Origin of the sequence: Pseudonocardia sp., assembly GCF_050250275.1 — a bacterium.
In the GTDB taxonomy this organism is placed as follows: domain Bacteria; phylum Actinomycetota; class Actinomycetes; order Mycobacteriales; family Pseudonocardiaceae; genus Pseudonocardia.
The window spans coordinates 1-24,754 of the sequence record NZ_JBFWOY010000016.1; the positions used below are offsets into that span (position 1 = coordinate 1).

Annotated in this window: 35 protein-coding genes; 2 read left to right on the forward strand and 33 right to left on the reverse strand. The window is 72.0% G+C overall.

The genetic code is table 11. From position 1 onward, the window contains the following. Positions 1–258: 258 nt before the first annotated feature. Positions 259–858, reverse strand: coding sequence for a hypothetical protein (locus AB7F12_RS15565; protein ID WP_428500388.1), 600 nt, complete (start codon positions 856–858; stop codon positions 259–261). A gap of 230 nt (positions 859–1,088) precedes the next feature. On the opposite strand from AB7F12_RS15565, the gene AB7F12_RS15570 reads away from it, so the two are divergent. Beyond that, complete coding sequence (locus AB7F12_RS15570) at positions 1,089–2,012, forward strand: tyrosine-type recombinase/integrase (protein ID WP_428500387.1); 924 nt, start codon at positions 1,089–1,091, stop codon at positions 2,010–2,012. 5 nt (positions 2,013–2,017) lie between these two features. Here AB7F12_RS15570 and AB7F12_RS15575 read toward each other — a convergent pair whose 3' ends face one another. Next, a complete protein-coding gene (locus AB7F12_RS15575; protein WP_428500386.1) occupies positions 2,018–2,497 on the reverse strand; it encodes a MerR family DNA-binding transcriptional regulator in 480 nt (159 codons plus the stop codon). Positions 2,498–2,872: 375 nt separating this feature from the next. Between AB7F12_RS15575 and AB7F12_RS15580 the strand changes: the two genes are divergently transcribed. Next, positions 2,873–3,535 (forward strand): hypothetical protein, encoded by a 663-nt coding sequence (locus AB7F12_RS15580; protein WP_428500385.1) that lies wholly within the window; start codon positions 2,873–2,875, stop codon positions 3,533–3,535. On the opposite strand, the gene AB7F12_RS15585 is transcribed toward AB7F12_RS15580, so the two are convergent. The 31 genes from AB7F12_RS15585 to AB7F12_RS15735 all read right to left on the reverse strand — a co-directional run bounded on the left by AB7F12_RS15585 (position 3,536) and on the right by AB7F12_RS15735 (position 24,739). Continuing rightward, a complete protein-coding gene (locus AB7F12_RS15585) occupies positions 3,536–3,775 on the reverse strand; it encodes a hypothetical protein (RefSeq protein WP_428500384.1) in 240 nt (79 codons plus the stop codon). It lies immediately after the preceding gene. A 2-nt stretch (positions 3,776–3,777) separates the two neighbouring features. Continuing rightward, the gene (locus tag AB7F12_RS15590; protein WP_428517220.1) at positions 3,778–4,500 is read right to left on the reverse strand and encodes a hypothetical protein; all 723 of its coding nucleotides are present in this window, start codon (positions 4,498–4,500) and stop codon (positions 3,778–3,780) included. A 23-nt stretch (positions 4,501–4,523) separates the two neighbouring features. Continuing rightward, complete coding sequence (locus AB7F12_RS15595) at positions 4,524–4,844, reverse strand: hypothetical protein (protein ID WP_428500382.1); 321 nt, start codon at positions 4,842–4,844, stop codon at positions 4,524–4,526. Between the two features lie 38 nt (positions 4,845–4,882). Further along, positions 4,883–5,797, reverse strand: a complete 915-nt coding sequence (locus tag AB7F12_RS15600; RefSeq protein WP_428500381.1) for a hypothetical protein — start codon at positions 5,795–5,797, stop codon at positions 4,883–4,885. Further along, positions 5,794–6,564 (reverse strand): hypothetical protein, encoded by a 771-nt coding sequence (locus AB7F12_RS15605; protein WP_428500380.1) that lies wholly within the window; start codon positions 6,562–6,564, stop codon positions 5,794–5,796. The genes AB7F12_RS15600 and AB7F12_RS15605 overlap by 4 nt, the downstream gene beginning before the upstream one ends. Further along, a complete protein-coding gene (locus tag AB7F12_RS15610; RefSeq protein ID WP_428500379.1) occupies positions 6,564–6,893 on the reverse strand; it encodes a hypothetical protein in 330 nt (109 codons plus the stop codon). Before AB7F12_RS15610 ends, AB7F12_RS15605 begins: the two co-directional genes overlap by 1 nt. Continuing rightward, positions 6,890–7,303 carry a hypothetical protein gene (locus tag AB7F12_RS15615; protein WP_428500378.1) on the reverse strand — a complete coding sequence of 138 codons (414 nt, stop codon included), beginning with the start codon at positions 7,301–7,303 and terminating at the stop codon, positions 6,890–6,892. The genes AB7F12_RS15610 and AB7F12_RS15615 overlap by 4 nt, the downstream gene beginning before the upstream one ends. Positions 7,304–7,308: 5 nt before the next feature. Then, positions 7,309–7,674 (reverse strand): hypothetical protein, encoded by a 366-nt coding sequence (locus AB7F12_RS15620; RefSeq protein ID WP_428500377.1) that lies wholly within the window; start codon positions 7,672–7,674, stop codon positions 7,309–7,311. A gap of 5 nt (positions 7,675–7,679) precedes the next feature. Beyond that, on the reverse strand, positions 7,680–8,045 hold the full coding sequence (locus AB7F12_RS15625; RefSeq protein ID WP_428500376.1) for a hypothetical protein: 366 nt from the start codon (positions 8,043–8,045) through the stop codon (positions 7,680–7,682). Further along, a complete protein-coding gene (locus AB7F12_RS15630) occupies positions 8,042–8,893 on the reverse strand; it encodes an N-acetylmuramoyl-L-alanine amidase (RefSeq protein WP_428500375.1) in 852 nt (283 codons plus the stop codon). Before AB7F12_RS15630 ends, AB7F12_RS15625 begins: the two co-directional genes overlap by 4 nt. Beyond that, positions 8,890–9,087, reverse strand: a complete 198-nt coding sequence (locus AB7F12_RS15635) for a hypothetical protein (RefSeq protein WP_428500374.1) — start codon at positions 9,085–9,087, stop codon at positions 8,890–8,892. Before AB7F12_RS15635 ends, AB7F12_RS15630 begins: the two co-directional genes overlap by 4 nt. A gap of 109 nt (positions 9,088–9,196) precedes the next feature. Next, positions 9,197–9,778, reverse strand: coding sequence for a hypothetical protein (locus AB7F12_RS15640; RefSeq protein ID WP_428500373.1), 582 nt, complete (start codon positions 9,776–9,778; stop codon positions 9,197–9,199). After that, complete coding sequence (locus AB7F12_RS15645) at positions 9,778–10,899, reverse strand: hypothetical protein (protein ID WP_428500372.1); 1,122 nt, start codon at positions 10,897–10,899, stop codon at positions 9,778–9,780. The genes AB7F12_RS15640 and AB7F12_RS15645 overlap by 1 nt, the downstream gene beginning before the upstream one ends. Before the next feature lies 1 nt (position 10,900). After that, positions 10,901–11,995, reverse strand: a complete 1,095-nt coding sequence (locus tag AB7F12_RS15650) for a hypothetical protein (protein WP_428500371.1) — start codon at positions 11,993–11,995, stop codon at positions 10,901–10,903. Positions 11,996–12,008: 13 nt separating this feature from the next. Next, entirely contained in the window at positions 12,009–12,935 is a 927-nt protein-coding gene (locus AB7F12_RS15655; protein WP_428500370.1) for a hypothetical protein, read from the reverse strand. Then, on the reverse strand, positions 12,932–16,471 hold the full coding sequence (locus tag AB7F12_RS15660; protein WP_428500369.1) for a phage tail tape measure protein: 3,540 nt from the start codon (positions 16,469–16,471) through the stop codon (positions 12,932–12,934). The genes AB7F12_RS15655 and AB7F12_RS15660 overlap by 4 nt, the downstream gene beginning before the upstream one ends. Then, positions 16,468–16,869, reverse strand: a complete 402-nt coding sequence (locus AB7F12_RS15665; RefSeq protein WP_428500368.1) for a hypothetical protein — start codon at positions 16,867–16,869, stop codon at positions 16,468–16,470. Before AB7F12_RS15665 ends, AB7F12_RS15660 begins: the two co-directional genes overlap by 4 nt. Positions 16,870–16,940: 71 nt before the next feature. Continuing rightward, positions 16,941–17,273 (reverse strand): hypothetical protein, encoded by a 333-nt coding sequence (locus tag AB7F12_RS15670; protein WP_428500367.1) that lies wholly within the window; start codon positions 17,271–17,273, stop codon positions 16,941–16,943. Further along, the gene (locus AB7F12_RS15675; protein WP_428500366.1) at positions 17,270–17,491 is read right to left on the reverse strand and encodes a hypothetical protein; all 222 of its coding nucleotides are present in this window, start codon (positions 17,489–17,491) and stop codon (positions 17,270–17,272) included. Before AB7F12_RS15675 ends, AB7F12_RS15670 begins: the two co-directional genes overlap by 4 nt. Positions 17,492–17,591: 100 nt before the next feature. Continuing rightward, entirely contained in the window at positions 17,592–18,251 is a 660-nt protein-coding gene (locus AB7F12_RS15680) for a hypothetical protein (protein ID WP_428500365.1), read from the reverse strand. A 12-nt stretch (positions 18,252–18,263) separates the two neighbouring features. Then, entirely contained in the window at positions 18,264–18,650 is a 387-nt protein-coding gene (locus AB7F12_RS15685) for a hypothetical protein (RefSeq protein WP_428500364.1), read from the reverse strand. Beyond that, entirely contained in the window at positions 18,643–18,960 is a 318-nt protein-coding gene (locus AB7F12_RS15690) for a hypothetical protein (RefSeq protein ID WP_428500363.1), read from the reverse strand. Before AB7F12_RS15690 ends, AB7F12_RS15685 begins: the two co-directional genes overlap by 8 nt. Further along, complete coding sequence (locus tag AB7F12_RS15695) at positions 18,957–19,274, reverse strand: hypothetical protein (RefSeq protein WP_428500362.1); 318 nt, start codon at positions 19,272–19,274, stop codon at positions 18,957–18,959. The genes AB7F12_RS15690 and AB7F12_RS15695 overlap by 4 nt, the downstream gene beginning before the upstream one ends. Continuing rightward, positions 19,274–19,675, reverse strand: coding sequence for a Gp19/Gp15/Gp42 family protein (locus AB7F12_RS15700; RefSeq protein WP_428500361.1), 402 nt, complete (start codon positions 19,673–19,675; stop codon positions 19,274–19,276). Before AB7F12_RS15700 ends, AB7F12_RS15695 begins: the two co-directional genes overlap by 1 nt. Positions 19,676–19,792: 117 nt before the next feature. After that, positions 19,793–20,722 (reverse strand): phage major capsid protein, encoded by a 930-nt coding sequence (locus tag AB7F12_RS15705; protein ID WP_428500360.1) that lies wholly within the window; start codon positions 20,720–20,722, stop codon positions 19,793–19,795. 97 nt (positions 20,723–20,819) lie between these two features. Beyond that, the gene (locus AB7F12_RS15710) at positions 20,820–21,338 is read right to left on the reverse strand and encodes a hypothetical protein (RefSeq protein ID WP_428500359.1); all 519 of its coding nucleotides are present in this window, start codon (positions 21,336–21,338) and stop codon (positions 20,820–20,822) included. A gap of 88 nt (positions 21,339–21,426) precedes the next feature. Then, positions 21,427–22,119 carry a hypothetical protein gene (locus AB7F12_RS15715; protein WP_428500357.1) on the reverse strand — a complete coding sequence of 231 codons (693 nt, stop codon included), beginning with the start codon at positions 22,117–22,119 and terminating at the stop codon, positions 21,427–21,429. A gap of 6 nt (positions 22,120–22,125) precedes the next feature. Then, a complete protein-coding gene (locus AB7F12_RS15720) occupies positions 22,126–23,484 on the reverse strand; it encodes a phage portal protein (RefSeq protein ID WP_428500356.1) in 1,359 nt (452 codons plus the stop codon). A gap of 154 nt (positions 23,485–23,638) precedes the next feature. After that, positions 23,639–23,821, reverse strand: a complete 183-nt coding sequence (locus AB7F12_RS15725; RefSeq protein WP_428500355.1) for a hypothetical protein — start codon at positions 23,819–23,821, stop codon at positions 23,639–23,641. Positions 23,822–23,826: 5 nt separating this feature from the next. Continuing rightward, the gene (locus AB7F12_RS15730) at positions 23,827–24,288 is read right to left on the reverse strand and encodes a hypothetical protein (protein ID WP_428500354.1); all 462 of its coding nucleotides are present in this window, start codon (positions 24,286–24,288) and stop codon (positions 23,827–23,829) included. Between the two features lie 10 nt (positions 24,289–24,298). Next, positions 24,299–24,739 carry a DUF6221 family protein gene (locus AB7F12_RS15735; RefSeq protein WP_428500353.1) on the reverse strand — a complete coding sequence of 147 codons (441 nt, stop codon included), beginning with the start codon at positions 24,737–24,739 and terminating at the stop codon, positions 24,299–24,301. Positions 24,740–24,754: the final 15 nt, after the last annotated feature.

Here is a 24,754-nt window from a genome sequence, read left to right on the forward strand (position 1 = left end):
TGCGAGGCTCCACTCGTCGATTGACTATTTGCCTCCGATTGAACGGGAAATGGTGTACGCTACGTCCATCGCCCAACAGGGTGCGGTGGCCTGACCCTCAGCCTCTCGCAGACCCAGGACGGTTCATCGCCTACGTCGGCGTCGCCTGACCGCCCCTCACACAGCCCAGCCCCCCATACAGCCCGGCCCCTCACACAGCCCGGCCCCTCACACAGCCCGGCCCCTCACACAGCCCGGCCCCTCACACAGCCCGGCCCCTCACACAGCCCGGCCCCGATGCGGCGACCCGTGTGGCTCGCCCTCGGTGGCCCCGCACGTCCACGGCGCGAACGCCTGCAGCGGGCTGCCGGGCGGCGCCGCACCGCGGTGGACCAGCGGCTCCAGGCGCAGCGCCGCCGCGGTCTCGTTGCGGGTGCCCAGCCACAGGTCGATGAACTGGTAGGCCTGCCCGGACAGCGTGACGACGGTGCGTGCCTGCCCTCCGCACGACGTCGCCGAGATCGCCCGGCGCCCCGAGGGCGGCGCGCCCCAGTCCGGGTTGGTGTTGGGCGGGGCGGTCCACGGCCCGGCGAGCGACGTCGCCGTCGCGTACCCGGTCGGCGCGCCCGCGCAGTACCCGCAGTGGGGGTCGCTGTAGGTCATGATCCACACGCCGGTCGCGGGGTCGCGGTAGGCACCCGGCGCCTCGGTGTTCGTCAGCCCCGCGAGCCGGCGGGCCCCGCCACCGGCGCCCGCGGTGCCCGCCGGGGTCAGCCGTTCCGACGCGAGTGTCTGGTCGGCCATCGTGCACAGCATCACCGGTGGGCGCGGGGCGTCGACGACGATCGAGAAGTCGCCGTTGTCGGTGCAGTCGTACATCGACGGCTTGGTCGTGGCCCGCCCGGCGCCGCCGCACGGCCCGGTCGGCCCCGCGCACTCCATCGATAAGTTGCCCGGAAGTCGGCCTTCGGTAGTCGCATCTGCCCAGGTCATCGACATGACCGGACGACGCAGCAGTGCCCCCGTCCCCCGGAGGAGTGCGGGCCGAGGCGGTGAACATGACGCTGCGGCGTGACTCGACTAGGGATCGTCCGGTACCACTCAAAAAGGTGACCACCACCACTTTCGATCAGCAACTCATAGATCGACACTGCCGCTGGTTCGACCTGAACGGCGCAACCCCGATCTCCGTGGGTCACCGCCGGGAGAACCTCCGGCGGCTTGCGGCAGCACTGCCGAGCCCACTCCTCGAGGCCACACCGGCCGATCTGCTCGCGTGGCAGAGCGCGCTCCGGAGCGGCGTCTCCCGGCTCGGCACCCCCTACAAGATGAGCACGCTCTCGACATACACCTCGAACGCGCGGGCCTTCTACGCCTGGGCGCTGGAGGCCGAGCTGATCGACACGGACCCCACGAAACGGATGGCGAAGATCAAGGTGCCTGCGGCTCACGCCCACCCCGTCCCGGACCGCGACTTGAAACTAGCGATCCAGATCGCGCCAGAGCCGATGCGGACGTGGCTGGTCCTCGCCGCGTTCATGGGGCTTCGGGCGATGGAGATCGCGCAGTTGACCCGCGACAGCATCGACGAGATCGAGGGGCGTCTCGTGCTGTCGGGGATCGGCAAGGGGCGCAAGCCCTTTCGGATCACTGTCCCGTTGCACGTGGAGCCGAGCCTGCGGCAGTACATGCACATGCGGGGCCCGCTGTTCTGGACCCGGTTCGGGAACGTGATGAAGCCGGCCACCCTGAGCAAGCTCGTCGGGCAGTTCTTCGCCCGGCAGGGCATGCCGTACTCGCTGCACTGGCTGCGGCACAGCTTCGGGACTGCGTTTTACGCGTCGACCCGGGACCTGCTGTTGACGCAGGACGTGATGCGGCACGCGTCGCCGAACACGACGCGGCTGTACGTGCGGACGACGGGCGTGGCTGCGACGAAGGCGATGGACCGGCTGTCGAAGTCGTTGCGTCCTCCTCGGCCGGCGCGTCGGGGCCTCAGTCAGGTCGACGGCGAGACGGGGGCGGCGGCGTGAAGGCTCTATTCGGCTTCGTCGCGTCGTCGGCGGAGGTCGCGCCGGAGCTCGGCGCGGACCCGGTCGACGTCCCAACGCATGTGCCCGCCCGCGGTGCGGAAGTCCGGCTCGATCAGCCCTGTCGCAACCCAGTGTCGGAGGGTGCGTTCGTTGACGTTCAGCTCCTTCGCGGCCTGCGGCGTCGTGAGGTACTCGGGCACGTCCGGCACGGTGTCGGAGGCGTTGCCGATTCCTCCGGCGTTCTTGCCGATTTCACCGTGCTCCACCGCGTTTTCTTCGCGGGTGTGAATGACCCGCGGGTGGGGAAGCCTGCGGGCCCCGATCGGGCGCCCGCGTAGATGAGTCGGTCCCGGCTCGGAGATTCCGCCTCCGGCCGGGACCTTGATCCCCCCGGGAGGGGACCCATGAAGGACGCTAACTGGCCCGAGCTGGTCGACACGATCGCCCAGAACGTCGAACTCGTCGGGCGGCTGGTGGTCGAGCACCGTCCGACGAACGACGGCCGCTGTGTTGTCTGTCGGGTCGCGGGGACGTCGTTGCATGCGGCGTTCCCGTGCAAGATCGCCGAGTTGGCGGCTGATGCGCTGACGGTGATCCGGTCGCGCGGGGCCACGCGGGGGCCCGGATGAGGTGCGCGGAGCCGTCCTGCCAGCGCGCGGCAGAGGTGGTGGTCCATGTCGGTGAGGTGGCCGTCGCTGCGTGTATGTCCGACGGGGTGCGGATCGCCAGTGTTCTGCTCGGTCGGGTGGTCCTGTTGGGCCGTCCCGGTGTCGAGCTGACGATCCGCCCGCGGGGGGCGTAACGCCGTGAGTACCTTCTGCAAACACGTCGTGCAGGTCCGAACAATCTGGGAGTCGGGGATGTCGAAGCGCGTCGTCGCGCTAGTCGCTGGTGCGGTCGCGTTGCTGCTCTCTGTCGGGGGGTGCAGCACTGCTGGCGTGCCGGTGCCCAGCCCTGACTCGCCGCCGACTGGCGTGGTCGAATCGGATGCCGGGTCGCCCGAGATGGCTGCGATGGTCGACTCTGGGGTCGGGGACCTGTCGACCCGGGGCGCGCGCCCGTGGAAGGTCGGAGAGCGGATTCAGCTCTGGGGCCCGCCCATGGCCGCGGGCATCGGGCAGTACGTCACCGTCAACTCGATAACCCCTGTGTCTTCATGCCCGGGGAAGGCCATCGGCCCCGGGGGCGAGACCATCCCGGCGAAGCCGGAGAACGGCCGGTTCATGGCGATCGACGTGACGATCGAGAACACCGCGGCCTACGACTCGACCCAGCCCGGCTACTACGCGGGCACGGCTCAGCAATACGACTTCGTCGGTGCCGACGGCCGCGCCGTCGACGACGTCGATACGACGGTCGCGTTCTACTGCACAGGCAAGGAAGCGCCGTTCTCCCAGCTCAAGCCGGGCCGCAGCTACCGAGGAACCGTGAACGTGGACGTCCCGACGAGCGCCGGTTTCCTGATCCTCGGGCAGAGCCGCAACACCGGGCCAGGCTTCGAGTTCGAGCTGCCCGCCGGCTGATCAGTCCCGGGGGCGGCGCTGCGGCGGGATCCGCGACCGCCGTGTCGCGAACGGCAGCAGCGCCCGGAAGTTCCGGACCAGGTCGGCGTCCTCGACGGCGCGGGCCGCGGACTCCCGCAGCAGCTGCTCGCTGGCCTGCCGGTGCTCGGCGAGCGCCCGCAGGAACCGCTCGTGCGCGACGAGGACCCGCCGGAACGCGGCCTCCTCCGCCTCGGCCGGGGTGAGCCGCTGCTCGGCCACGGTCAGCCGCCGGACGCCGACGTCGGGTCGACACAGGTGATCGCCCGCGAGTAGCGGGTGCCGTCCTCACCGAACACCGGGCCCGCCACGACGACCGCCTGATAGCCGTCGGGGCACGCCGGGCCCGCCGGCCCAGGCGGCCCCTCGCTACCGGGTTGGCCGTCCTGCCCGGCCGGTCCGGCGGGAAGTGGCCCGGCGTCGAGGGTCGACCCGTCGTCGAGGGTCAGGACCAGGCGCCCGCCGTCGGTCGCCGCCGCCGTGATCGAGCGCCCGGCAGGTCCGACGACACCGCCGAGGTCCACCCGGGTGCCGTCGGAGTACACGAGGACGAGGCGGCCCCCGTCGAGGGTGGTCGTGGCGATGCCGCGGCCGTCCGCGCCGACGACCTTCCCGACGTCGCGGGAACTGCCGTCGTCGTAGGAGACGGTGAGGTGCCCATCCGCGCCGATCGCGGTCCCGGTGATCCCGCGCCCCGCCGCACCGGTCGCGCCCGTGGCGCCGACCGCGCCGGGGACACCGCTGGCGACCGCCGACACCATCCCGCAGTCCGCGCCGGCCTCGGCCGCGGCCGCCGGGTTGGAGCCGCAGATCCGGGCGAGCGGCTTCGCGACCTCCACGGCGGTGGTCTCGGCCGCGGCCTTGTCCTCACGGGCGGTCTGCGTCTCCGCCGCGCCGTGCACCGACGTGCCGACGGTCCCGATCGCGCCGGCCACAACGAGGAGCACCGGCGCCCACCCGAAGCGGCGGATCAGGCCTCGTCCGCGGCGTGCCGCGGTGGCGGTCCACGCCGGATCGCGTCCTCCGCTTCCCAGCGGGCTCGGCGTTCGACGTCGACGGTGCGGCGCAGGTCCTCGATCTCCTCGCGGAGCCATGTCTCGTTCTCCCGCCATCGGGTCCGGTCCCGGGCGTGGTCCTCGTCCTGGGCGACCAGCCGGGCCTGGGCCTCGGCCGCTTGCTTCGCCAGGTCCGACCGCAGGGTCCGAATTATCAGAGCCATCCCGATCAGGAGCAGGGTGAACACCCCGAACCTGCTGAGGAGGTCGACGATCAGCTCCCAGAGCCCGTCCACGCATCACCTGCCACCTCTCGCCCCAACCGGGGCCCGCGCTAGTAGTTCGTGCCGCCAACGGCGACGGCGAGGCCGACGTCCTCGACGGTGATGCGGGCGGGCCAGGCATCGCTGGTGGCGCCGTAACAGGCTCCGGAAGACCCGATGATCGACGCGGTGAGCAGCAACCGAATGGTCTGGTTCGACGCCGGAGTGTAGAAGTCCTCGGTGCTCGCCGCGCCGACACGAACCCCCGCCTGGAGTGGCGCGGAGGTGTGCTCGAACACCGTGGATGACGTGGTCGGCGCTGTCCCGTTCGTGGTGTAGCGCAGGAACACGTCGGCGATGGTGGCGCCTGAGTCGGCGTAGAACCCCGCGCGGGAGGTGAACCGGTACATGCGCCCGGCCAGCAGCGCCGCGGACACCTCGACGATCTTGTAGGCGGTGCCGGAGGCCATCGTGAGGTTCCCGGTGTTGCGGCGGGCGCGCGCGATCACACCGCGGGGCATCGCGTCCGGGTAGTCGATCCAGCCGACCGCGTAGTCGCTGGCCGAGGTCTTCGCGAGGATCTGCCCGGACGCGCCGCCGGTGGGGAGGCCGCGGTTCCCCGCGGCGAGCGTCGTCGACGTCGTGCCGACGAGGTCGGCGGCGACCTGTGCGGGGGTGCGGTTCGTCCAGACGCTCGACTTCCGCTGGAGGAAGTCGTTGTTCGTCGGTGACAGGCCGGCGATCGCGGTGAGGTCGGCGTCGGCGTCCTGGTAGCTGTGGGTGTGGTTGCCGAGCGCGACCGTGGTTCCTGACGTGCCGGTCGGGACGCGCGCGACCGCCAGCGTGCCGGACGTGACGTCGCCAGCGGCGTGGGTGTGGCTGGTGTTCGCCTTGCCCGCGAGGCCCGTCGCCACCTCGCCGCGGAGCGTGTTGAACTCGGTGGCGAGCCTGGTCGCGAGCGCGGAGATCCGGCTCGCGAGGGTCACGACAGCCCAGCGACGAACGTCGCGACGAAGTCGGCGTCGGTGTCCCCGACCGCCACCGACAGCGCCGTCACGTCCGCGGCGGCAGCCGCGGCGATGTTCGTGCGCGCGTTGCCCTGCTGGGTCGTGGTGAGGCCCTGCGCGGCGGTGTCGGTCCGGACCCGGTTCCCGAGCGCGGTGGTGGTCGTCGCGGCGAAGTTCGGGTCGTCCCCGAGCGCGGCGGCGAGCTCGTTGAGGGTGTCGAGGGTGCCCGGCGCGGAGTCGACAAGGCTGTTCACCCCGGCGGACACCAGCGCGTTCACCGCGGTCGTGAAGTCGCTGATCGTCGACGAGGCCTGGGTGCCGGTGTGCGTCGACCGGTCGCGGAGCTGCGCGTCCGTCGCGTTCGCGGTGGCGCCGGCAGCGACGCCGGCGAGCTTCGACTTCTCCGCCGCCGTGTAGGCCTTGTTCGTGGTGCCGTCGGTGATGGTGTCGGCGGACTGGGTACCGGTGTGGTTCGCGCGGGCCCGGTCCGCGGTCGACGCCGCGGCGTCTTCCGACGCGATCTTCGACGAGGACCAGGTCGACGACGTGCCGGTCGTGCCGTCGTCGATGCCGGACGATCCGGCGACGGCCGAGTTCACCTCGTTGATCGCGGCGACGAGGTTGGACTTCGCGGTCGTGGTGAGCGCCGACAGGTCCGCGGCGTTCCCGTTGATCTGGGTGGCCTTGGCCTTGATCTCCGTCGCGACGCGCGTCGCGAGGTCGGTGACGTTGCTGGACAGGGACATCAGATCAGTCCGTTCTCGAACAGGAGCCGGAAGCTCGGGAGGTCGTCGTAGGCGGGGTGCGGCTCCGGGGCGACGATGTGCGGGGCGAGGACCTCGTCGCGGGTCACCGGGTGCACCCGGCCGTCGTCCTGCCGCTCGAGCAGGCCCGGGGCGCCGACGGGGGCGTCGACGTCGAGGAGGTCGTCGAGGCGGGCCGCGCCCCCGACGGCGGTGCCGGGCACGAACACCGGCACGACGGACGAGTCGGCGCCGACCTGCACGACGTTCGGGCCGGGGTCGCCGACCTCGACGATGACGACCTGTTCGCCGGGCAGGATCGGCGCCGTCACTCCGTCACGTCCTTCGTGATCGAGATGGCCCCGACGACGAGCGTGACCCGGTAGGGGTCGCCGAGCGGCCCGGCGGTCGGGTTGTTCAGCTCGACGTCGAACGCGAGGGACCGGTTCGCCTCGAGCTCCGCGGTCGCGGTCGGGGTGAGGTAGAGCCGCAGCGCGGTCGTCTCGATGGGCTGACCGCTGATGTCGCCGCTCCACGCCGCGGTGACGAGGTGCGCGCCGGGGGTGGGGTCGGTCGCGGCCCAGGTGGCGACGACCTCGTCGCCGCGGCGGGCCTGGGCCTTGACCGTCCACCCCGACTCAGGGTCGGCGAGGTCGACGCCGGCCCCGTCGACGACGACGACCCACCAGGGCGACAGGTAGGTGTCGCCCTGGTAGATCGTCAGGTCGGAGCGGACGGCCACGACGGTCAGGCCTGCTGCTCGCCGCTGTCGGCGGGCTCGGCCGGCTGCTCCGGGTCGGCCGGGACCTCGGGCTCGGCCGGGGCCTCGACGTCGTCGGGGCGCAGACCGCGCAGCCGCTCCGCCGCCGCCCGGATCTGGTCGGCCGTGGCCTGGTCCACGGTCGCGTCGTCGGCGAGCGCGGCCTCCAGCTTCGCGCTGACGTCGTCGAGCTCGCCGGCGACCTCGTCGATCGCGCTGGACAGCTCGGCCAGCGCGGCGTTCGTCTGCTCTGCCATCTTCCGGTTCTCCTTCACGTTGCGCAGCACCTCGAGCAGGGCCTGCTCGATGCGGTCGGGGGCCCGCCAGCGGCGGACGAGCCAGCGGATCAGCACGGCGGTCAGGGGCCGTCGAGCGTCGCGGCCGGCGGGGCGGGAACGACGGCGGGGACGGGTGCCTCGACGCGGTCGCGGACGACGATCGCGACGACGACACCGACGAGGCCCATGAGCGCGGCCTGCTGTTCGGAGTCCCACTGGACGCCGAACGCGAGGACCAGGGCGAGGACGGCCTGCGCGGCGCCGAGGATGGCGGGGACCATGCTGTCGGTGCGGACGAGGACGGCGGTGACGGCGCCCGCGATGGCGACGGCGGCGGCGTTGATCGCGCCCTGCACGGTGGGGTTGGCGTCGAACACGAACGCGGCGAGGACCTGCACGACGGGAGCGAGGAGCCCCACGTAGAGCAGGGCGGGTTCGCGCCTCACGACTGCGCCGCCGGCTTCGGCTCGACGACGGTGACCGGGCGCGGGTTGTCGCACAGGGCGTGGGAGCGGCGGTCGAGCTCGTTCCAGGTGGCCAGGCCGACCCACTGCACGGGGGCGCCCTTGGAGATCTGGTCGTCGGCGGAGGCGACTTCACCGCCGGTGAGGCCGACGAAGATCGGGCCGGTGAGGAGGGCTGTGCCGGTGACGCCCTTCCCGAGATCGCACTTGATGTACATGACGTCGTCCTCCGGTCGGAGCGTGGGAGCGGTGCCGGCGGGGCCGCCGCCGCGGGGGATGCGGTGCAGGGGGTCGGCGAGCATGGCCGCGACCCGGGCCCGGAACGCCGGCATGTCGATGCCGGTCGGGTCGATCTTTCGGCCCGGGGCGCACTCGCGGTGCGCGCACGCGCGGGATGCGTTGCGGCGCATGTAGTACAGGAGCGCCGCGACGAGCCGCGGGTAGCAGTCGAGCTGCTCGGGCGTCCAGTCGCCGGAGCCGAGCCCGGTGGACTCGGCCTCGATCCCGAGGAACCTGTAGTTCAGGTCCGTGAACCCGGCGTAGGACGACACACCGGCGTGGTAGGCCAGCCCGGCCGCGACCACGTAGACCGTGCCGGAGCGGCCGATCCCGAAGTTCGCCAGCGGCCCGGGCAGCCCGGTCCGGCCGTCACGCACCACCTGCAGCGACGGGTACTCCCCCGTCCGCGGGCCGGCCGTGTGGTGGCAGACAACGCCCTCGACGGCGGTCATGCCGCCGTGGCCGCGGGAGCGCCACCCGGACACCTCGGAGACGGGGTAGCCGGTGAGGCGGGCGGCGTCGGCCAGCCACGGCACGAAGATCCCGCTCATCGCGGGTCCTGCCGTCCGGCGTCCCACTCGTCCAGCTCGTACTGGCCGGGCAGGGTGAGCTCGGCGACCGACCGGATCGGGTCGTGCTCACGGACGAGGAAGTGGCGGATCTGGTCGTCGGTGGTGACCTGCTCGTCGGGCATGTCGCGGTAGGCCAGCGACTGCAGGTCCTGCTCCAGCTCGTGGCGCGCCATGCGGCCCCCTGGTCGGCATCGGGCGGATGCCACCTGGGGCGGGACCTCGGCCACCGAGGGCCGGTGTCGGGGATGCTACCCGCCCGTGGTGGCGCCGACGGGCTGTTGCTCAGGCCACGACCTGCGCCGGGCCCTTGTCCTCGATCACGAGCTTCGCCGGCCACGTCGGGGCAGCCTGCGCGGTGTAGGTGCCGGCGAGGCCCGCCCAGAACGTGACGAGGACCTTGAGCGGCACGGTCGTGACGCTGTCGTCGACGCCGACGGGGCGGGCCAGGGACACGAACCCGACCATGTGGAGGCCGCGGCCCGAGCCGGAGGTGTCGGTCGTGCCGGTGTCGAGGACCGTTGAGGATGGCGTCGGGTCGGACCCGTCGAGGGTGTAGGTGATCTGCGCAATCACGAAGCCCGTCGCCACGCTGGTGAACCCGAGGTTCGGGACCCGGACCTCGAACTGGCGGCCATAGGGCAGGCTCACCGCGGCGCTCAGGATCGCGGCGCCCGTGCCCGGTGTCGTCCCCGACGTCGACGCCGAGCCCGACGTCTTCACGACCAGCCCGCCCGCCACGATGCCGCGCGCCCCACCGGCCGCGGCCTGCTGCGCCCGCAGCGCCTTCCGGTCGAGCTCCCGGAACCGGGACTCGTCGCGGCGCGCCGCGGACGCCTCGCTCGAGGTCTCCCCGATCCGCCCCATCAGCCGCTCACCGCCTTCGTCACGAACTTCGTCTCCTCGGCCGTCACCGACACCCCGATCATGCGGGCGGTCGCGGTGCCGTCGTCGAGCCAGGGGTGCCCGGTGAACGCGAACGACGCGACGTCGCCGAGGTTCCACGCCGTCCGGTAGGCCGGGGCGAGGTCCGTCGGGGCGGTGTAGGTGACGGTCTCGACGGCGTGGCCGTACTCGTCGCCGTAGGACGCTGCGAGCGCGTCGAGCTGGGTCTGCCGCGGCTCCGACACGCTCGTGCGGTCCGCGCGTTCCAGCGCCGGCCACGGCTCACCCCGGTCGGTAGCCGACACCCCGATGAGGCGGGACGCCGAGTCCGACCCGGACGAGTCCCCGACGACGTAGGCGACCTCGGTGGTCTCGGAGTCATCGACGTCGCCGGTCGCGACGACGAGCGGGTAGTCCCACGTCGCGTCCGGGTTGTACGCGCCGAGGGTCGGGTCCCCGACCGCGGCGGTCCACGACAGCTGCGACTGGTCGTCCGAGAGCTGCGGGAGCAGCAGGACGTCCGGGCCGCCGTCGGCCTCGACGACGGCCTTGACCGCCTCCGCGGTCGTGCGCAGGTCCACACCGGCGTAGGTGACCTCGTCGCCCGCCGTGCCGGACAGCGCCGGCAGTGTCAACGGCAGCGAGCGGCGGGTGCCGGTCGTGGCGAGGTCGAGGAGCCGGATCACGCGGTCCCGCGGGGGGAGGGACAGGGTGACGTCGGCGGCCGGGTTCGTCGGGTTCGTCAGGTAGCCCGGCGAGAGGACCATGCGCTTGTCGAACAGCTTCCCCAGCGCGGCACACCCGATCGACACCGACCCGTCGTCCCAGCCCAGCGTGTACACCGGGCCCGCCCACGGGACGGCGCCGTCGCGCCGGACCAGGGCCAGCGAGATCGACGACATGCCGTTGCGGATGCCGCGCAGCGTGTCCCGGGTCAGCTTCCCGGCCCGGTCGGCGCCCGGCAGCGGCACGGTGATGGTCATCTTCCCCAGTGACGCCCACGCGAGGTTCTCCTCGAACGACCACCCGGGGTCGTCGAGGGCATCGACGACCTGCCCGGTGCGGGTCAGGGCGACGAGCACCCGGTACTCGGGCTCGTCCACGTCAGGAGATCTCGATCGTCCCCTGGATCACGAGGATCCCGGGGATCGGGTAGCCGCCGGGGACCAGCGGGCGGCCGGTCCCGGCCGTGCCCGCGGAGCTGTCCGACATGCGGTAGGTGCCCAGGTCGGAGCGGGCGCTGCTGAACGGGAAGTAGAGATACATGCCGTTCGAGTTCGGCGGGATGAAGCACTTCCCGAGGAAGATGCCGTAGAGCGTGCCGACCGGGTTGTGGGCGTTGAGCTTCGCGAGGATCTGCGTCTCCTCGGTCGGCGCGGAGGTGATCCCGGGCGGGAGCTGGGTGTAGATGTCGCCCCAGCCTGCCGGGGGTGCGCCGGCGCCGACTCGGAAGATGTAGCGCAGGTGCATACTCTTGCCCTGCACCAGGTACCGCGCGATCGCGGAGCCGTTGGGGCCGACGGGGACGCCGGAGGCGTCGCCAGAGGTGAGCAGCTGCGGGGTGAACTGGCTCCACGAGGCCGGTGCGACGACGCGCTGCCACGCGGACCCGGACCAGACGTCTTCGGAGCCGTCGCGGAACTTGCGGCGGTCCCCGATGTAGGCGCCGTTGCGGGTGTCGCCGGTCTCGACGAGCCGGGGCGCGCCCGGCGCCCGCGCCCACGACATGATCGGCACCGGGGTCTGCGGCCCGGCACTGGTGACCTGCACCCGGAACAGCGGCACGGTGTTCGACGGCGCGTTCGGGATGCTCGGGGACGCCGACGCCGCGGACTTCACGGTGTTGAGCCGGTACGTCGCCGAGTCCGACGAGTCCACGATCTCGCCGTAGATGATGTCGTAGCGCGACTGCCCCGACGTCGGGAGCGGGGTGTCCATCGGCACCGTCATCGTCGCCGTGGACGAGCACACGTACGTGCCGAGCGCGGCCTCGACGATGGCCTGGTGCGCGGTCACGAGGATGTTGTTCCCCGACACCGACGCCGACGGTCCCGCGCCTTCCACCGCGCCGGACTCGGCGAGGATCGACGATCCGACCTGCTTGGCCCACGACGCGGACAGCGCGAGCCGCGCCTCCGGGCTGGTGACCTTCTGGTTCGACAGCCACGGGTCGGTCGTGCTGACAGATGATGCGCCCATCCTGGTTCCTTCCTCAGACCCACGTGCCGCGGGTGTGCACCGTCAGCGCCGTCCCGGACCCGGTCGCCCCGGTCAGCCGGAACGTCCGGATCTCGCCCGGCCGCAGCCGCGGCCAGCCGCCGGTCACCCAGACCGCGCCGCGCGCGTTCGCCCCGCCGAGCACGGCGCCGTACGCGGGGATCGGGGTCGGGCAGCCCGGGACGTCGAACGCGACCCGCCCGCTGGTGTTGATGAACAGCGACTCGCCCGCGGCGAGGTTGCCGCGCACCCCGACGATCGACGTCCCGGACAGGTCGGCGACCTGGACGCCCGACGTCGGGCCGGTCACCTGCAGCACCACCTGGTTGTCGACGGTGCCCGCCCCGGTGACGGTCGCGGTCGCCAGCGTCGGCGCGGTCCCGGTCGCGATCCCGGGCGAGCTCGACGTGATCCCGCTGCCGGAGGTGACGATGCCCCCGACGCCGTCCGTGCCCGCCGACGACGGCCCGACCGACGCCCACGCCACCGCGTACCGGTACGGATCCGCCGCGATCACCGGGATCGACCAGTCCCACTGCCGCGGCCCGGTCTGGTCAACGAGGACCTCCCCGGCCTGCTCGACGTAGGACAGCAGCGGCCGCGTCGCGCCGTCGACGGTCAGCGGGTACCGCTCCCCCGGGTCCGGGCAGATCGCGAGGAGCTGCTCGGCGGTGTCCCAGCCGACGATGTCGTTCAGCGGGAAGAACCGGCCCTCGATCGACATGCTGCGGGTCTGCCGGTAGGCGGCCGAGCGGTGCGCGCCGTCGCCAGTCGGGCGCTCGTCGTGCTTTGTGCGCCGGGCCGGGGCGGCGAGCCAGCCCTTGATGCTGGTGCAGATCCACGCGGTGCCGTTGGCGTCGGTGTACTGCTCGTGCGTCGGGCCGTGGGAGGCGGTCAGCACGTCGAGGGTCACGAGCCTCATCCGGTCCTCCTGGCCCACTGCTGCTTGCGGACGACCTCGTCGGCCAGCCGCGAGATCTCCGACTGGGACATGGGCTCTCGGGCGTGGAGGTGGACCTCGGAGCCGTCGCCGCCGCCCGGGCGGACCTTGTCCCACTGCTCCGGGGTGAGGATCGCCTCGGGCTTCGACGTGCCGTTGTAGACCGTCGAGAGCCCGGGCGGCAGCCACCCACCCGAGTCGTAGCCGCCCGGTCGGTCGTAGGCCGCGGCGAGCGATCCGTACCGGGCTCGGGCGTAGCGCATCGACGCGACGACGTTCGCCATCGGGTCCCAGATGTCGTTGGGCAGGGACGGGTCGCGGTAGGCCCGGAACGTCGGGTCGATGACCTGCATCAGGCCCTTCGACGGCGTCCCCCGGGCGGCGTTGGAGTCCCAGTTGTTGATCGCGCGCGGGTTCCCGCCCGACTCCTGGTTCATCCGGCGCAGCGTCCGGTCGACGTCGCCGGCGGACAGCCCGAGCCGGGCCAGGGCCTGCGTGACGAGGCCTCGCCACTGCTCCACCCCGGCACCGCCGGTGTACGACGATGCCGCCGACGACTTCGCGTCTTCCTTCTGGCCTTCCCCGACCAGGAAGTCGAGCACCTTCTGCCGACCCCAGTTCAGGGTGTTCTTCGGGATGTCGAGGAAGGCCGGCGGGGCGTGGAACGGGATGAGCGCGGCGAGCCCGTCAGTGGCGGAGTTGACGAGGTCGCGGACCTTCATCTCGAACCAGTTGTATCCGACCGCGGACCCGGAGAACCCGACGGCGTTCGACCCGGCCGCGCCGGGGAACCCGTTCATGGCCCAGTGGACGTGGTTGTAGTGCTGGGCCTGGATGCCGGGGCTGTAGGTGAAGGGGCGCCCGTTCTTGAGGTTGATGCCCGGCGTGTGGATCAGCTCGGTCGAGCCGGGGTAGTTCGACGCGATCCACCGGTCGACGCCCAGCATGAACGCCGCATCGCCCGGGCGCGGCCCGGCGATGTCGACCGCCTTCCCCGCGCCGTGGTAGTCCGCCGCCCCGGGCCGCACGGACGAGGTGAGCCGCGCGGACGGGAACGCGCCGCGGATGATGTTCCACAGCGCCTGCCACACCGCGCCGCCACCAGCCCCGGCCGAGCTCGACCCGGACACGCCGCCGAGGCCGGCGCCGATCTCGACGTCCTGCTCGGCGAGCAGCTTGCGATGCAGCGCGTCCGCCGCGCCGAGCCCGCCGAGGGACTTCACCGCAGGCGCGGACAGGATGTACTCCGGCCCGGCCTCACCGGCGCGGAGCAGGGTGTCGCGCGGCACCGGGCCACCAGCGGCGTACTCCGGGATGCCGTCGAGAGGCTTCGCCGGCTCGACGCCGGGGAGCAGGTCAGCGACCCAGTTCCACGCCTTCAGGATGCCGTTGTTCCACACGGTGTTGATCAGGAAGTTCACGGGCTTCGCGAGGAGCCGCTTCATCCCGTCCCAGATCCGGCCGATCCAGTCGACGGCGGTCTGGAAGCCGTCCTTCACCCAGTTCACGCCGGCGACGATGGCGTCGAAGGTGGGCTTGATGACGTTGGTCCACACCCACGAGATGACCGTCCCGATCCCCTGGAAAGCGGGCTCGAAGATGTTGTGCCACAACCAGGTCAGGACCGGGGCGAGCACGTTCTGCCACAGCCACACCATGGCGTCGAGGTTGGGCTTGATGAGGTTGAGCCACACCCACTGCACGACGGCGCCGATGGCGTTGAAGATCGGCAGGAACACGTTCTGGTAGAGCCACGTCGCGGCCGGGGCGAGGACGTTCTGCCACAGCGCGACGAGGGCATCCCACGTCGGCTTGAGGACGTTCTCCCACAGCCAGCGCGCGGCCGCCCCGATCGCGGTGAACACCGGCGCGAGGACGTTCTCGTAGAGCCAGGTCGCGACGGCGGCGAGCACGTTCCACGCGACGATCAGGGGCCCGACGAGGACCGCCATGATCACGGCGAACAGGACCTGCGCGGCCTTCCCGATGAACGAGAACACCGGCTGCAGCACGGACTGCCACAGCCACGTCGCCGCCGCGGCGATCCCGTCGAACGCGGGCTTGAACACCGACTGCCACAGCCAGGTCGCGACCCCGGCGATCACCCGGAACGCGCTGTCGACGAAGTCGCGGAACCACTCGACGTTGTTGTAGGCCCAGATCAGGGCACCGACGAGCGCGCCGATCGCCAGCACGATCAGCGTGACCGGGTTGGCGTTCATGACGATGTTGAGCGCGGCCTGCGCCAGCGTCCACGCCTTCGTGGCGCCGACGACGGCCAGGAGCAGCCCAACGGCCACGCCACCCGACGTCGCGAGGAAGCTGAGGATCTCCGGGACCGGGCCCCAGTTGAAGATCGCCGAGCCCCAGTCGATGAGCGTGGAGAAGATCGGCAGGATCTTCCCGCCGATGAGGTCCACGACGGTCGTCTGCAGGGTCCGCTGGAACGACTCCATCCGCGCGGCCGGCGTCATCAGTGCCTCACCGGCCGCGTCGGCCGCCCCACCGATCTGCCCCAGCCCCGCCGCGGCCGTCTCCGGGTGCAGCGCGAACAACGCGGCGCCGAGGTCCTCGGCCTGGGTGCCGAACAGCCCGGTCGCAATCGCCGCCTGGTCGGTCGGGTCCTTCACCGCGCGGAGCCGGTCGAGGACCTGCCCAAGCGCGTCCTTCGCGCCCTGCCCACCCGCCGCGATCTGCGCGCTCGTCTTCTCCGCCGACAGCCCCAGCCCGTCGAACGCGGTCTTCGACGACTCCGACCCGTCGATCGCCCGGATCGAGAACTCCTTGAGCGCGTCGGCGACCAGGTCGCCGTCGCGGGCGCCGGCCTGCAGCCCTTGCGTGATCAGCCCGGTCGCGTCGGCGGCGTCGAGACCGAGCTTGCGGAACTGGGTGCCGTACTCGTTCAGGGTGTCGAGGAAGTCCTCGGCCTTGTCGGCGCCGGACTGGAAGCCGCGGTAGATGACGTCGAGGGCGACCTCGGCGTTCGGGGCCAGCCCGGTCCGCATGACCTGCCCGAGCGCGTTCGCGGCGCCGGCGGCGTCAACCCCGAACGCCGACGACAGGTTGAGCACGCTGCCGGTGACGTCCTGAATCTGGGCGTCGGTGGCGTCCGCGGCGAGCGCCCCGGACTGCAGCACCGACCGGATCGCGTCGTTGACGTCGCCGATCGACTCGCCGTACGCCTGGCTGTACAGCTCCCCCGCGATCTTCCCGTACCGGCCGGCGTCCGCGGAGGACAGCCCGAGCTGGGCCTGCAGCTTCCCGTTCGCCGCGGAGAAGTCCATGGCGTCGGTCAGCGCCTTCGTCAGCGCCAGCCCGATCGCGGCGCCGGCCGCGACCCCGGCCGCGACCATGCCGGGGCTCGACACCTGGTCCTCGGCCTCGTCGGTGTCGACGACCGGGGTGATGACGATGTCCGGCGGGGTGAACGAGTTGATGCGGGAGGTGATCTCCTCGAAGAACCCGCCGAACGACGGGACCATCGGGACGGCGATGTCACCCGCGGTGTACTGGCTCACGACGCCGCTTCCTCGAGCCGTGGGGAGAACATGTCGATGACCTGCTGCGCCTCGTCACGGTCCGCGCGCTTGCGCAAGTCGTCGACGAGGGTCCGGGGCCGGTGCGGCTTCGGGACCTCGGGCCCCTTGCCGGACTTGCTGTTGACCCCGATGAGCGTGGAGTGCATGGCGTTCACGGCGTGGAGAAGCTCGGTGAGCAGCTCCCGCTCCGGGGTCCACCCGACCAGTGACATCCGGGGCTCCTCTCCGCTGTCGGCCTGGCCGGCGACGAGCAGCGGCGCGATCTCGTCGTCGTCGTGGAGCGCGGCGATGTAGCGGGACTCGCGGGGGAGCTGCTCTGCGAGGCGGAGCAGCTTCCCCCACGGGTATCGGCCGCGGAAGAAGTCGTGCAGGTCCATCCCGTTGCACAGGGTCTGGAGGTCGAACTCGAGCTCGTGGCCGTACCGGTCGATCAGCTCGACGGCACGGCCTACCGTTCCGGGGAGGCCCCCGGGCCGCCGAGGTTGAGGTCCTGCATGACGTCGACGATCAGGTCACGCCACGCCGTGAACGGGGCGTCGGGCTGGGCCTCGGCGAGCCGCTCGTAGTTGTCCTTCCCGATCAGGACGGACACGGCGCCGGCGAAGTCGCCCTTGCGCTGGAGCTCCTGCAGGGACTGCAGGGCCTCGGCGGTCGGGATGTGCACCTCGACGATGTCGCCGGGCTCATCGGACACCGGGACCTCGGCCGTGACGTCGCGGGCCTCGGCGACCATCCGGTTCCACGACCGGCGCTCCCGACGGTTCGGCACAGGCGTGCTCACTTCGACGCGGCCTTCCCGCCGCCGCTGGTGGCGGTGTTCGTGTCGACCGGCTCCTTCGCGTCGGAGGCCTTCCCGCCGCTGCCCGCCGCGACGGTCGCGTCGTATGACCGCCCGGACTTGATCCGGTAGCCCTGCCCGTACACGAGGTTGTTCATCTCGACGGGGTCGCTGGTGACGTACTCGCGTCCGTCGGGGGCGATGAGGGTCGTGTTCTGCACGGTGGTTCCTTCCGGGTCGACGTGCTGGAGAGGGTTGGGACCGGCCGGCGGCGGGCTGCAGCAGGAAGCTCGCCGCCGGCCGGGCACTGGGGAGCGGTGATCAGGAGCCGTCGTCGAACCCGGCCGCCTCGAGCTGCGCCTTCCAGCCGGGCCCGCCGAAGAAGTGCCGCACCGAGTAGCCGAGGGTCGGGTCGACGAACGCGGTCCCGGTGACCGGGTACTGCAGCTCGGAGCCGTCGGTCCACGCCTGGTCGTCGACGGTGGTGACCGACATGCGGGGGCAGAACCGGCCGATGTAGACGGCGTCCGCTCCGACACCGTCGGCCATGATCGCGAAGAAGCGGCGGTAGATCGTGACGTTCGACGTGGCCTGGTTGAACGCCACCTCACCGGTCGTGATGTCGGGGACGACCGCGCCCAGGTCGACGCCGTAGTACAGCTCGAGGCTGGTCTTCTTCGTCTCCTGCATCGTGAACTTGAGGTTCGTGACGTCGGAGGTGATGTCGCGGCGGGTCGGCTCGAACGCACCCCAGCTCGTGGTGTCGGAGGTGTCCATGTCGCGCGACCACGACGCCCCGTCGTCCTTCGTGATGTAGCCGACGTCGGTGTAGCCCACCGGCAGCGCGGCCGGGTCCGAGGTGGCTCCGGTCGTCAGCGACGTCGGCGCGGCGGCGCTGTTCGCCGCGATCCAGATGCCGCCGTTGAGCGCCTTCCGGATCAGCTGCTGCTGCCGCTGCTGCAGCGTGGTGAATCCCGGCATGATGTTCCTCTCCTACGATCGCGGCCGGCGCCACGCCAGCACGAAGTTCGTTGTGACCGACCGCTTGTCGAGGTCGGGATCGGGAATCTGCTGCGGCGGCGTGAACGTCGACGCCGCGTCGATCAGAGCCCCGCCGACCACCGTGTTCGGGCTGGCGAGGATCACCTGCCTGCACTGCTCCGACAGCGCCCACGACTCCGTGCGGGTTGCGCCGATGCAGGTCACCTCCACCACCGGGGAGTCGGTGATCCCGTCGTCGGAGCCGCCCGTGCGGACCACCCGGATGAGCGGGGTGACGATCTTCTCGGGGGTCGCGGTGCATGCGGGCGCGACAGCCGGGTCGAGGAGTTCCAGCATCACGACCTCGGCGTCGGGCCACGCCGCGAGCAGTTCAGCCATGGGTCACCGACCCGACGACACCGACGACACCGCGGAACCGCGACTTCACGTCCGGCCAGCGGACCTCCCCGGCCGGTGGGGCCGGGACGACGACGGTCGCGCCGGCGCGGTCACGGCGCACCCCGGCGGCCGCGGACTGCGTGACCACCGGGGTGGGCATGCGGTCGTAGACCCCGGCGGGCGCGGACGCGACCCGGGCGGCGACGTCGTCGGCGTGGCGGCGCACCGCCTGGCGCAACGCGACGTCGCGAGCGAGGTACGCGCGGATCGCGTTGCTGTTGCGGCGGAACCGGGCCCTGGGCGTGCTCATCCCGACACCGCCCGCAGCGACACCGAGCACACCGCGCGGCGGCCCGTCAGCGGCGACGACCACTGCGCGGGGTCGCCGTCGACGTGCCAGCGCCGGCCACCGATCTCGATGACGTCCGTGGCGACGACGTCGCTGCCGTAGGGCAGGAACAGCGTCGCCTGCGTCGTGACCGTGTCGCCGCGGGTGACGTGGTCCTCCGTCGACGACACCGGCGCGAACGCCCCGGCCATCTCCGTGCGGGTCTCCGCACCGCGGTCGCCGAACCGGTTGACGCCACCGGGGCGGCACCGGACGACCGTGTCGGGGTAACGCATCAGGCCCACCCCGCCAGGTGCGACGGCAGCAGTGTGGGCACCTCGGCGAACGGGGCGATCGTGAACGCCCCGCCACCAGCGCCGAGGAGCTGCCACTCCTCGTCGAGGATCGTGAGGAACCCAGCCGCCACCCGCGTGTCGAGGGTGGCCGACCAGGGCCCGATGGACTCCTGCCGGAACCCCTCGGAGTTCCGCAGCACCCGCGCGACAGCCTCGGCCTCGATGTTCCGGACGAGCGTCGCGTAGGACGGGTCGGAGTCAGTCCTTATCCGCAGGTTCGGCAGCCGCGTCAGCAGCCTTGCCTCGGCGGCCTCGAGCTGCCCGCGGACGAACCGGCTCTCCTCCGCCGTCAGCTCCCGCCGCAGCGCGGTCGCCACGTCCGTCGTCTCCGCCAGCGCCATCGTCGCTGCCCTCCGCCGGGTCGCCGTAGTCGAGGTCGTCGGTGGGCTCGAACCCCTCCGGGGCAGGGCCGTCGGTCTCGACGACGGTCCCCGCCTCCGGGTGCCTGTAGACGGTCATCAGGAGCTCGGCGTGGTCTTGGTCAGCTTCACGAACGCCGACACGTCGTTGATGAGCAGCCCGAACTCCGTCTCGGCCCGCACCGCGACGAGGTTGTTCTCCCACAGCGACGTGAGCTCACCGTTGATCGTGACCGTGGCCTCGGTGGACACGTCGTAGGAGATGCCGCCGATCTGGCCCCACGCGACCTGCGACCAGTCACCCGCGTACCCGAGGGGGTAGGTCACCGACGTGCCGCCGGGGGTCGCGGCGCCGATCCCGTCCGCCATCGACGACGGGCGGCCCAGGAGCCGGCCGCCACGGGCCGCGGGCGCGGTGCCCTCGTACGGGGACTCGATGTAGAGCGGGCGGCCGGTGGTGTCGACGGCGCCCAGGAGGTCGGGCTCCAAGCGGGTGTCGAGCGCGAACCCGGTGAGCTTCTTCCCGCTGGAGACGAGCAACCGCAGCGCCGCGACGAGGTCGCCGTGCACGCTGCCCGCGTTCGCGGCGGTGCTGCCGATCCCGACGGCGTTCGTGGCCTGGTCGAGGTAGGCGCCGAACGGGGTGTTCGTGCCGTGGAACACGGCAGCGTCGAACGCGATGGCGAACGCCTCGCCGAGCTGGGGGCGGATCTCGTCGACGTAGCCGCCTGGGTTGGCGCGCACGACCTCGGCGGAGACGACCGCGATGGCCGCGATCTTCTTCGGGGTCATCGACTTGAGCGTCATGCCGCCCTTGGACGCGGGCTTCTGCCCGGCCTCCGCGACCCATGCCGCGGTGGGCTTCGACGTGATGACAGGGACTTCGGTGCCGGCCAGGCCGAGCGGAACCTTCCGCGCGAGCTGCTGCGCGGCGGAGGCCCGGTAGGCCTCGTTGAAGATGGGCTCCGCGCGCTCCTTGGTCAGGAAGCCGGAGAAGTCGCCGGTGACGGTGGGGGCGGTGATAGCCACTGGGCCCGCCTTTCGAGTGTGAGGATCCGATGTCGGACCGCCACCTCGGGCGAGCGCGCCCCCACCGCGGGGGACTGGATGCGGCGAGGGTAGCCGATCAGATGCCGAGCTTGGACTTCAACGAGTCCAGCAGCGGGTCACCGTTGAGCGCCATCCCCTGCCCCTGCGACGGGTCAGGAGCCTTCCGCCGCTCCTCGCGGGCGGTCGCCTGAACGTTCGCGGTGAGCGCCGCCAACGCCTTCGCGTCGGCCGTCAGCTCCTCCTCCGTGGTGCCGCGGAGCCGGTCGGCCAGCTCGTCGGGCAGCTGCGCGCGCCGCGCGACCCGCTCCCGGAGACGACCCAGCTCGGCCTCCTCGGCGCGCCGGTTGGCCTCGGCGAGTTGCTCGGCGAACCGCTGCGCGTCGGACTTCTTCGCGTCCTCGGCGGCCTTCGCCGCGGCCTCGTACTGCTCCAGCTCCTTGAGCCGCTTCCGCAGCCCGGCGTTCTCAGAGTTCGTCTTGCGGATCTTCTCCATGGCGCGGTCGGAGTCGAACGGCTCGTGCTGCTCTCCGCCCTCCCCCGCGCCGTTCGGGTCGACCGTCTCGGTGGTGTTCGTGGTCTGCTGCTGCTCAGTCACGAAAGACTCCAGAATCGCGGGGAGCTCGCCCACCCGGGGCTCACAGGTCGCGGCCATTCGGCACCGCTAGCGACCAGCAAATACTACTTCACTCAGCAGGGCGCTCCCATGCGCGCCGAAATGCATTCACCGCGTCCTTACCGGATTGCCCACTGGTCGAATCGGCATAGATTTCGCTGACCCGCTCGTATTCATCGCGGCCCGGCCAATCACGCGACCCCTTCGGCACCAGCACCGCCACACACCGGTCCCTATCGTGCGCGCGGAACCCGCCCGCCCCCGCAGCGTCGGAGTGATAGACCGGCCCACGGGAGATCATCAGCGCGCAGAACGCGCACGGCGACCCGTCCGACACCCGCGCCCACCGGGTCTTCGTCGTCGCCGCCGCCGACACCTGGATCGTGGTCTCCCGCCCAGCCTGCTCGACGTGGCGCACCAGCCGCGCCGTGCCGTCGGCGGCGACCTTCGCCGGGGACCAGCCCGGCGTGTTCCGCGGCACCCCGAACAGGGTCTTCTGCAGCGCCTTCACCGTCCACGGCAGCTCATACGGCAGCGCCGGCGGCCGCGACGCACCCGGCAGCACCGCCCGGGCGGCGAGGTAGGCGATCGACGCGGACTGCCCACGCCACCCCACCAGCTGCGGGTAGAGCATCGTCGCCAGCCGCACCCACCCCGCGTCGGGCAGCTCGGCCTCGGCACCGCGCAGCAGGATCGGCAGCAGCAGCTGGGTCGCTTCCTGGCTGATCAGGTCCTGCTGGCGGCGGAGCTCGATGAGCGGCACCCCGCGTCACTCCTCGACGGTCGCCGGCGCCGCAGCCACCGCGGCCGGCTGCTGGGCGCCGTCGGCGCCCACGGACCGGATCAGCGCGGCGAGCGGGTCGGACGCCATGAGCTGCGCGTAGTGAGCCTGCTGCTCCTGGGAGTAGCCGAGGGCATCCCACGCGGCCTCCTTCGGGATGATCCCGGCCTGCACGAGCTTCGTGACGGCGTCGGCCTTCGCCGCGAACGTCGGCGTCGACGGGTCCCGCCAGCGGGTCTCCAACCGGGGCACGTCGTCGGTGTCGTCGATCCAGCGCAGCGCGATCCGCAGCGCCGACTCCCACGCATCGGCGAACTGGGTACCGACCCGCTCCGCGCGCTTCACCAGCCGCGACTCCGACGACCGGATCGCGTCCGCGCTCGTGGGGTTCTCCGTGGAGTAGCCGAGGTAGTGGGGCGGCAGCCCGGTCATCGCGGAGACGAGCTTGCTGTACTGGTTGATGACCTCGGTGAAGTTCCGCAGGTCCGCGGCGGTGAACTGGCCGACCTTCGCGTCCTCGTTGCCGAGGGCGAGGATCCGGCCGATGTAGGCCTCCCACGCCGTCTTCGCGGTGCCGTCGGTGTTCTGGAAGTCGCCCGCCGTCGCGCCGAGCACGTACCGCTGCGGCACGGCGAGCAGCTCCTGCGCGCCACCGAGGTTCGTGAGGGTGCGGCAGCAGGCGTCGGTCAGCCCGATGATGTCGAGCATGTCCGAGCGGCCCCCGACGTCGTCCAGACGGTCCGCGTGCAGCATCGGCACCACCGGCACCGTGCCGAGCTCGTGCTCGACCGCGTCGACCTCACGGAACCCGGACCCCGCCCGGAGCTCGTAGAGCAGCGTGACGTCGGGCAGGTACAGCGCCGCCCGCTGCGGCACCCCGTTGTCGTCGGCCGCGTACACCCGACCCGCTGACCGGACCTCGCCCGTGCCCGGGTCGATGTCGGCGTGCAGGTGCGCCCCGGACTCCACGGTGATCAGCGGGGTCTCGTCGTCCCCGTCCCGGCGCCCGACGACGATGTAGGCGTCGCCGGTGACGAGGGCCTCCTTGTGCCCGAGCGGGCCGCGGGTGTCAAGGTTGTTCGCCTGCCACCACTCCCACAGCCGCTCCGACACCCGGGGCTCCCCCGCGAGGCGGAACCCCTCGACGTCGAGCCGCTCCTCGAGGCTGCGGATCGCGAGGCGGGGCCAGTTCACGACGACGGCGAGCCGGCGCATCTCCGGCGGCAGGGTGATGCCGAGAGCTTCGAGGCGCTTCTCGCCGTCGTAGTAGGCGTTGAGGCGGCGGCGTTCGGTCGCGCCGTCGGAGATCTTCTCGATCAGGCCACGCAGGACGTCGAGGTCGGCCACGCTGGGCGCCCTTTCGGTGCGCGGCCACCGGGGCGCCGGGAGCCCACCGAGGGGCGGATCTGGGCCCGATCCTACGGACCGGCGGTGGGGGCGCCAGACCTCCCGTTGTGCCCCTTCCTGCGGTCTGGACTTACCTGGGGGCGACCCCCGCCGGTCACGATCCGAGGATCGTAATGCGCCCGGGCATCGGAGCAGGGGCGTCGAGGTCCTTGACCGGCTCCCCGTCGACCGCGATCCGGCCGGTCTGCAGGTGACGCTCGATCCGGCCCGCGGACAGGCCTGCCGACACAAGCCGGTCCCGCACCGTCGGGACCGCGCCGGGCTGCTCCTCGCTCACGGCCGTCATCCTTCCCCTTCGCCGATGCCCACGAACGAGCAGCCCTCGACGGTGTCGGGGAACACCACGATCTCCCCGCACTCGCGGCCGCCGACGTCGGCGACACAGCGCACGCGGTGATGCCCGCGATGGTCCGGCCCGCGGCACGGCAGCCACGACGACACGAGCGGGGACACCTTCTGGTGGTCCCACGAGTGCCCGGCGGGGCAGCGCGCGGGCGTCACGGTCCGCCACTTCCCGTCGGGGGTCGGGACGAGCTGCCCGACGAGCTCGGCGCGGTGGGCGTCGACGAGCTGCCACGCCACACCGAGGTACGCGGACCAGCGCGCCGGGTCGTCGTGCTCCAGCGCCCACGCCGCGGCCTCGTCGCGGACCTCGGCGAGGAACTCCTCGCCGCCGTAGGCGAGGGCGTCGGCCTCGATGCGGTCGAGGACCTGGGCGTCGGTGCGGGGCAGCGCGGCGGTCACCGAGCCAGCCTCACCCCGTGCTGGCTTCCTCGTCAACGGGCCGCCATTCGTCGCGGTAACCGTCCCGCGCCGCGTAGGGCAGCGCGAGGGCCCGCAGCACGTCGCCCATGGCAGACGTGTAACCCCCATCCCAGTCCGGGAAGTCAGCCGGACCGGTGTACAGGGCGAGGATCCGGCGCTTGGCTGCGACCTCGGCCAACACGCGATCCGGCTGCCAGCGCTCGACATGGTCGATGATCTGGCCCAACGTCGCGGCGTCAGCGCCGGTCGGCATCGTCGGCCACTGCTCTAGCCGCGTCACCTCCCAAAACGACGGGCCGTCAGCGACAACCCGAGCCATCCAGCCCCGATCCGCGATCTCCCACGTCCCGGGATAGAACTCGGCCATCAGCTTGGCGGCACGCTCGTCGTCATCCAGACACGCGGACAACCACTCGATCAGCTCGCTCACCACGCCACTCTCCCA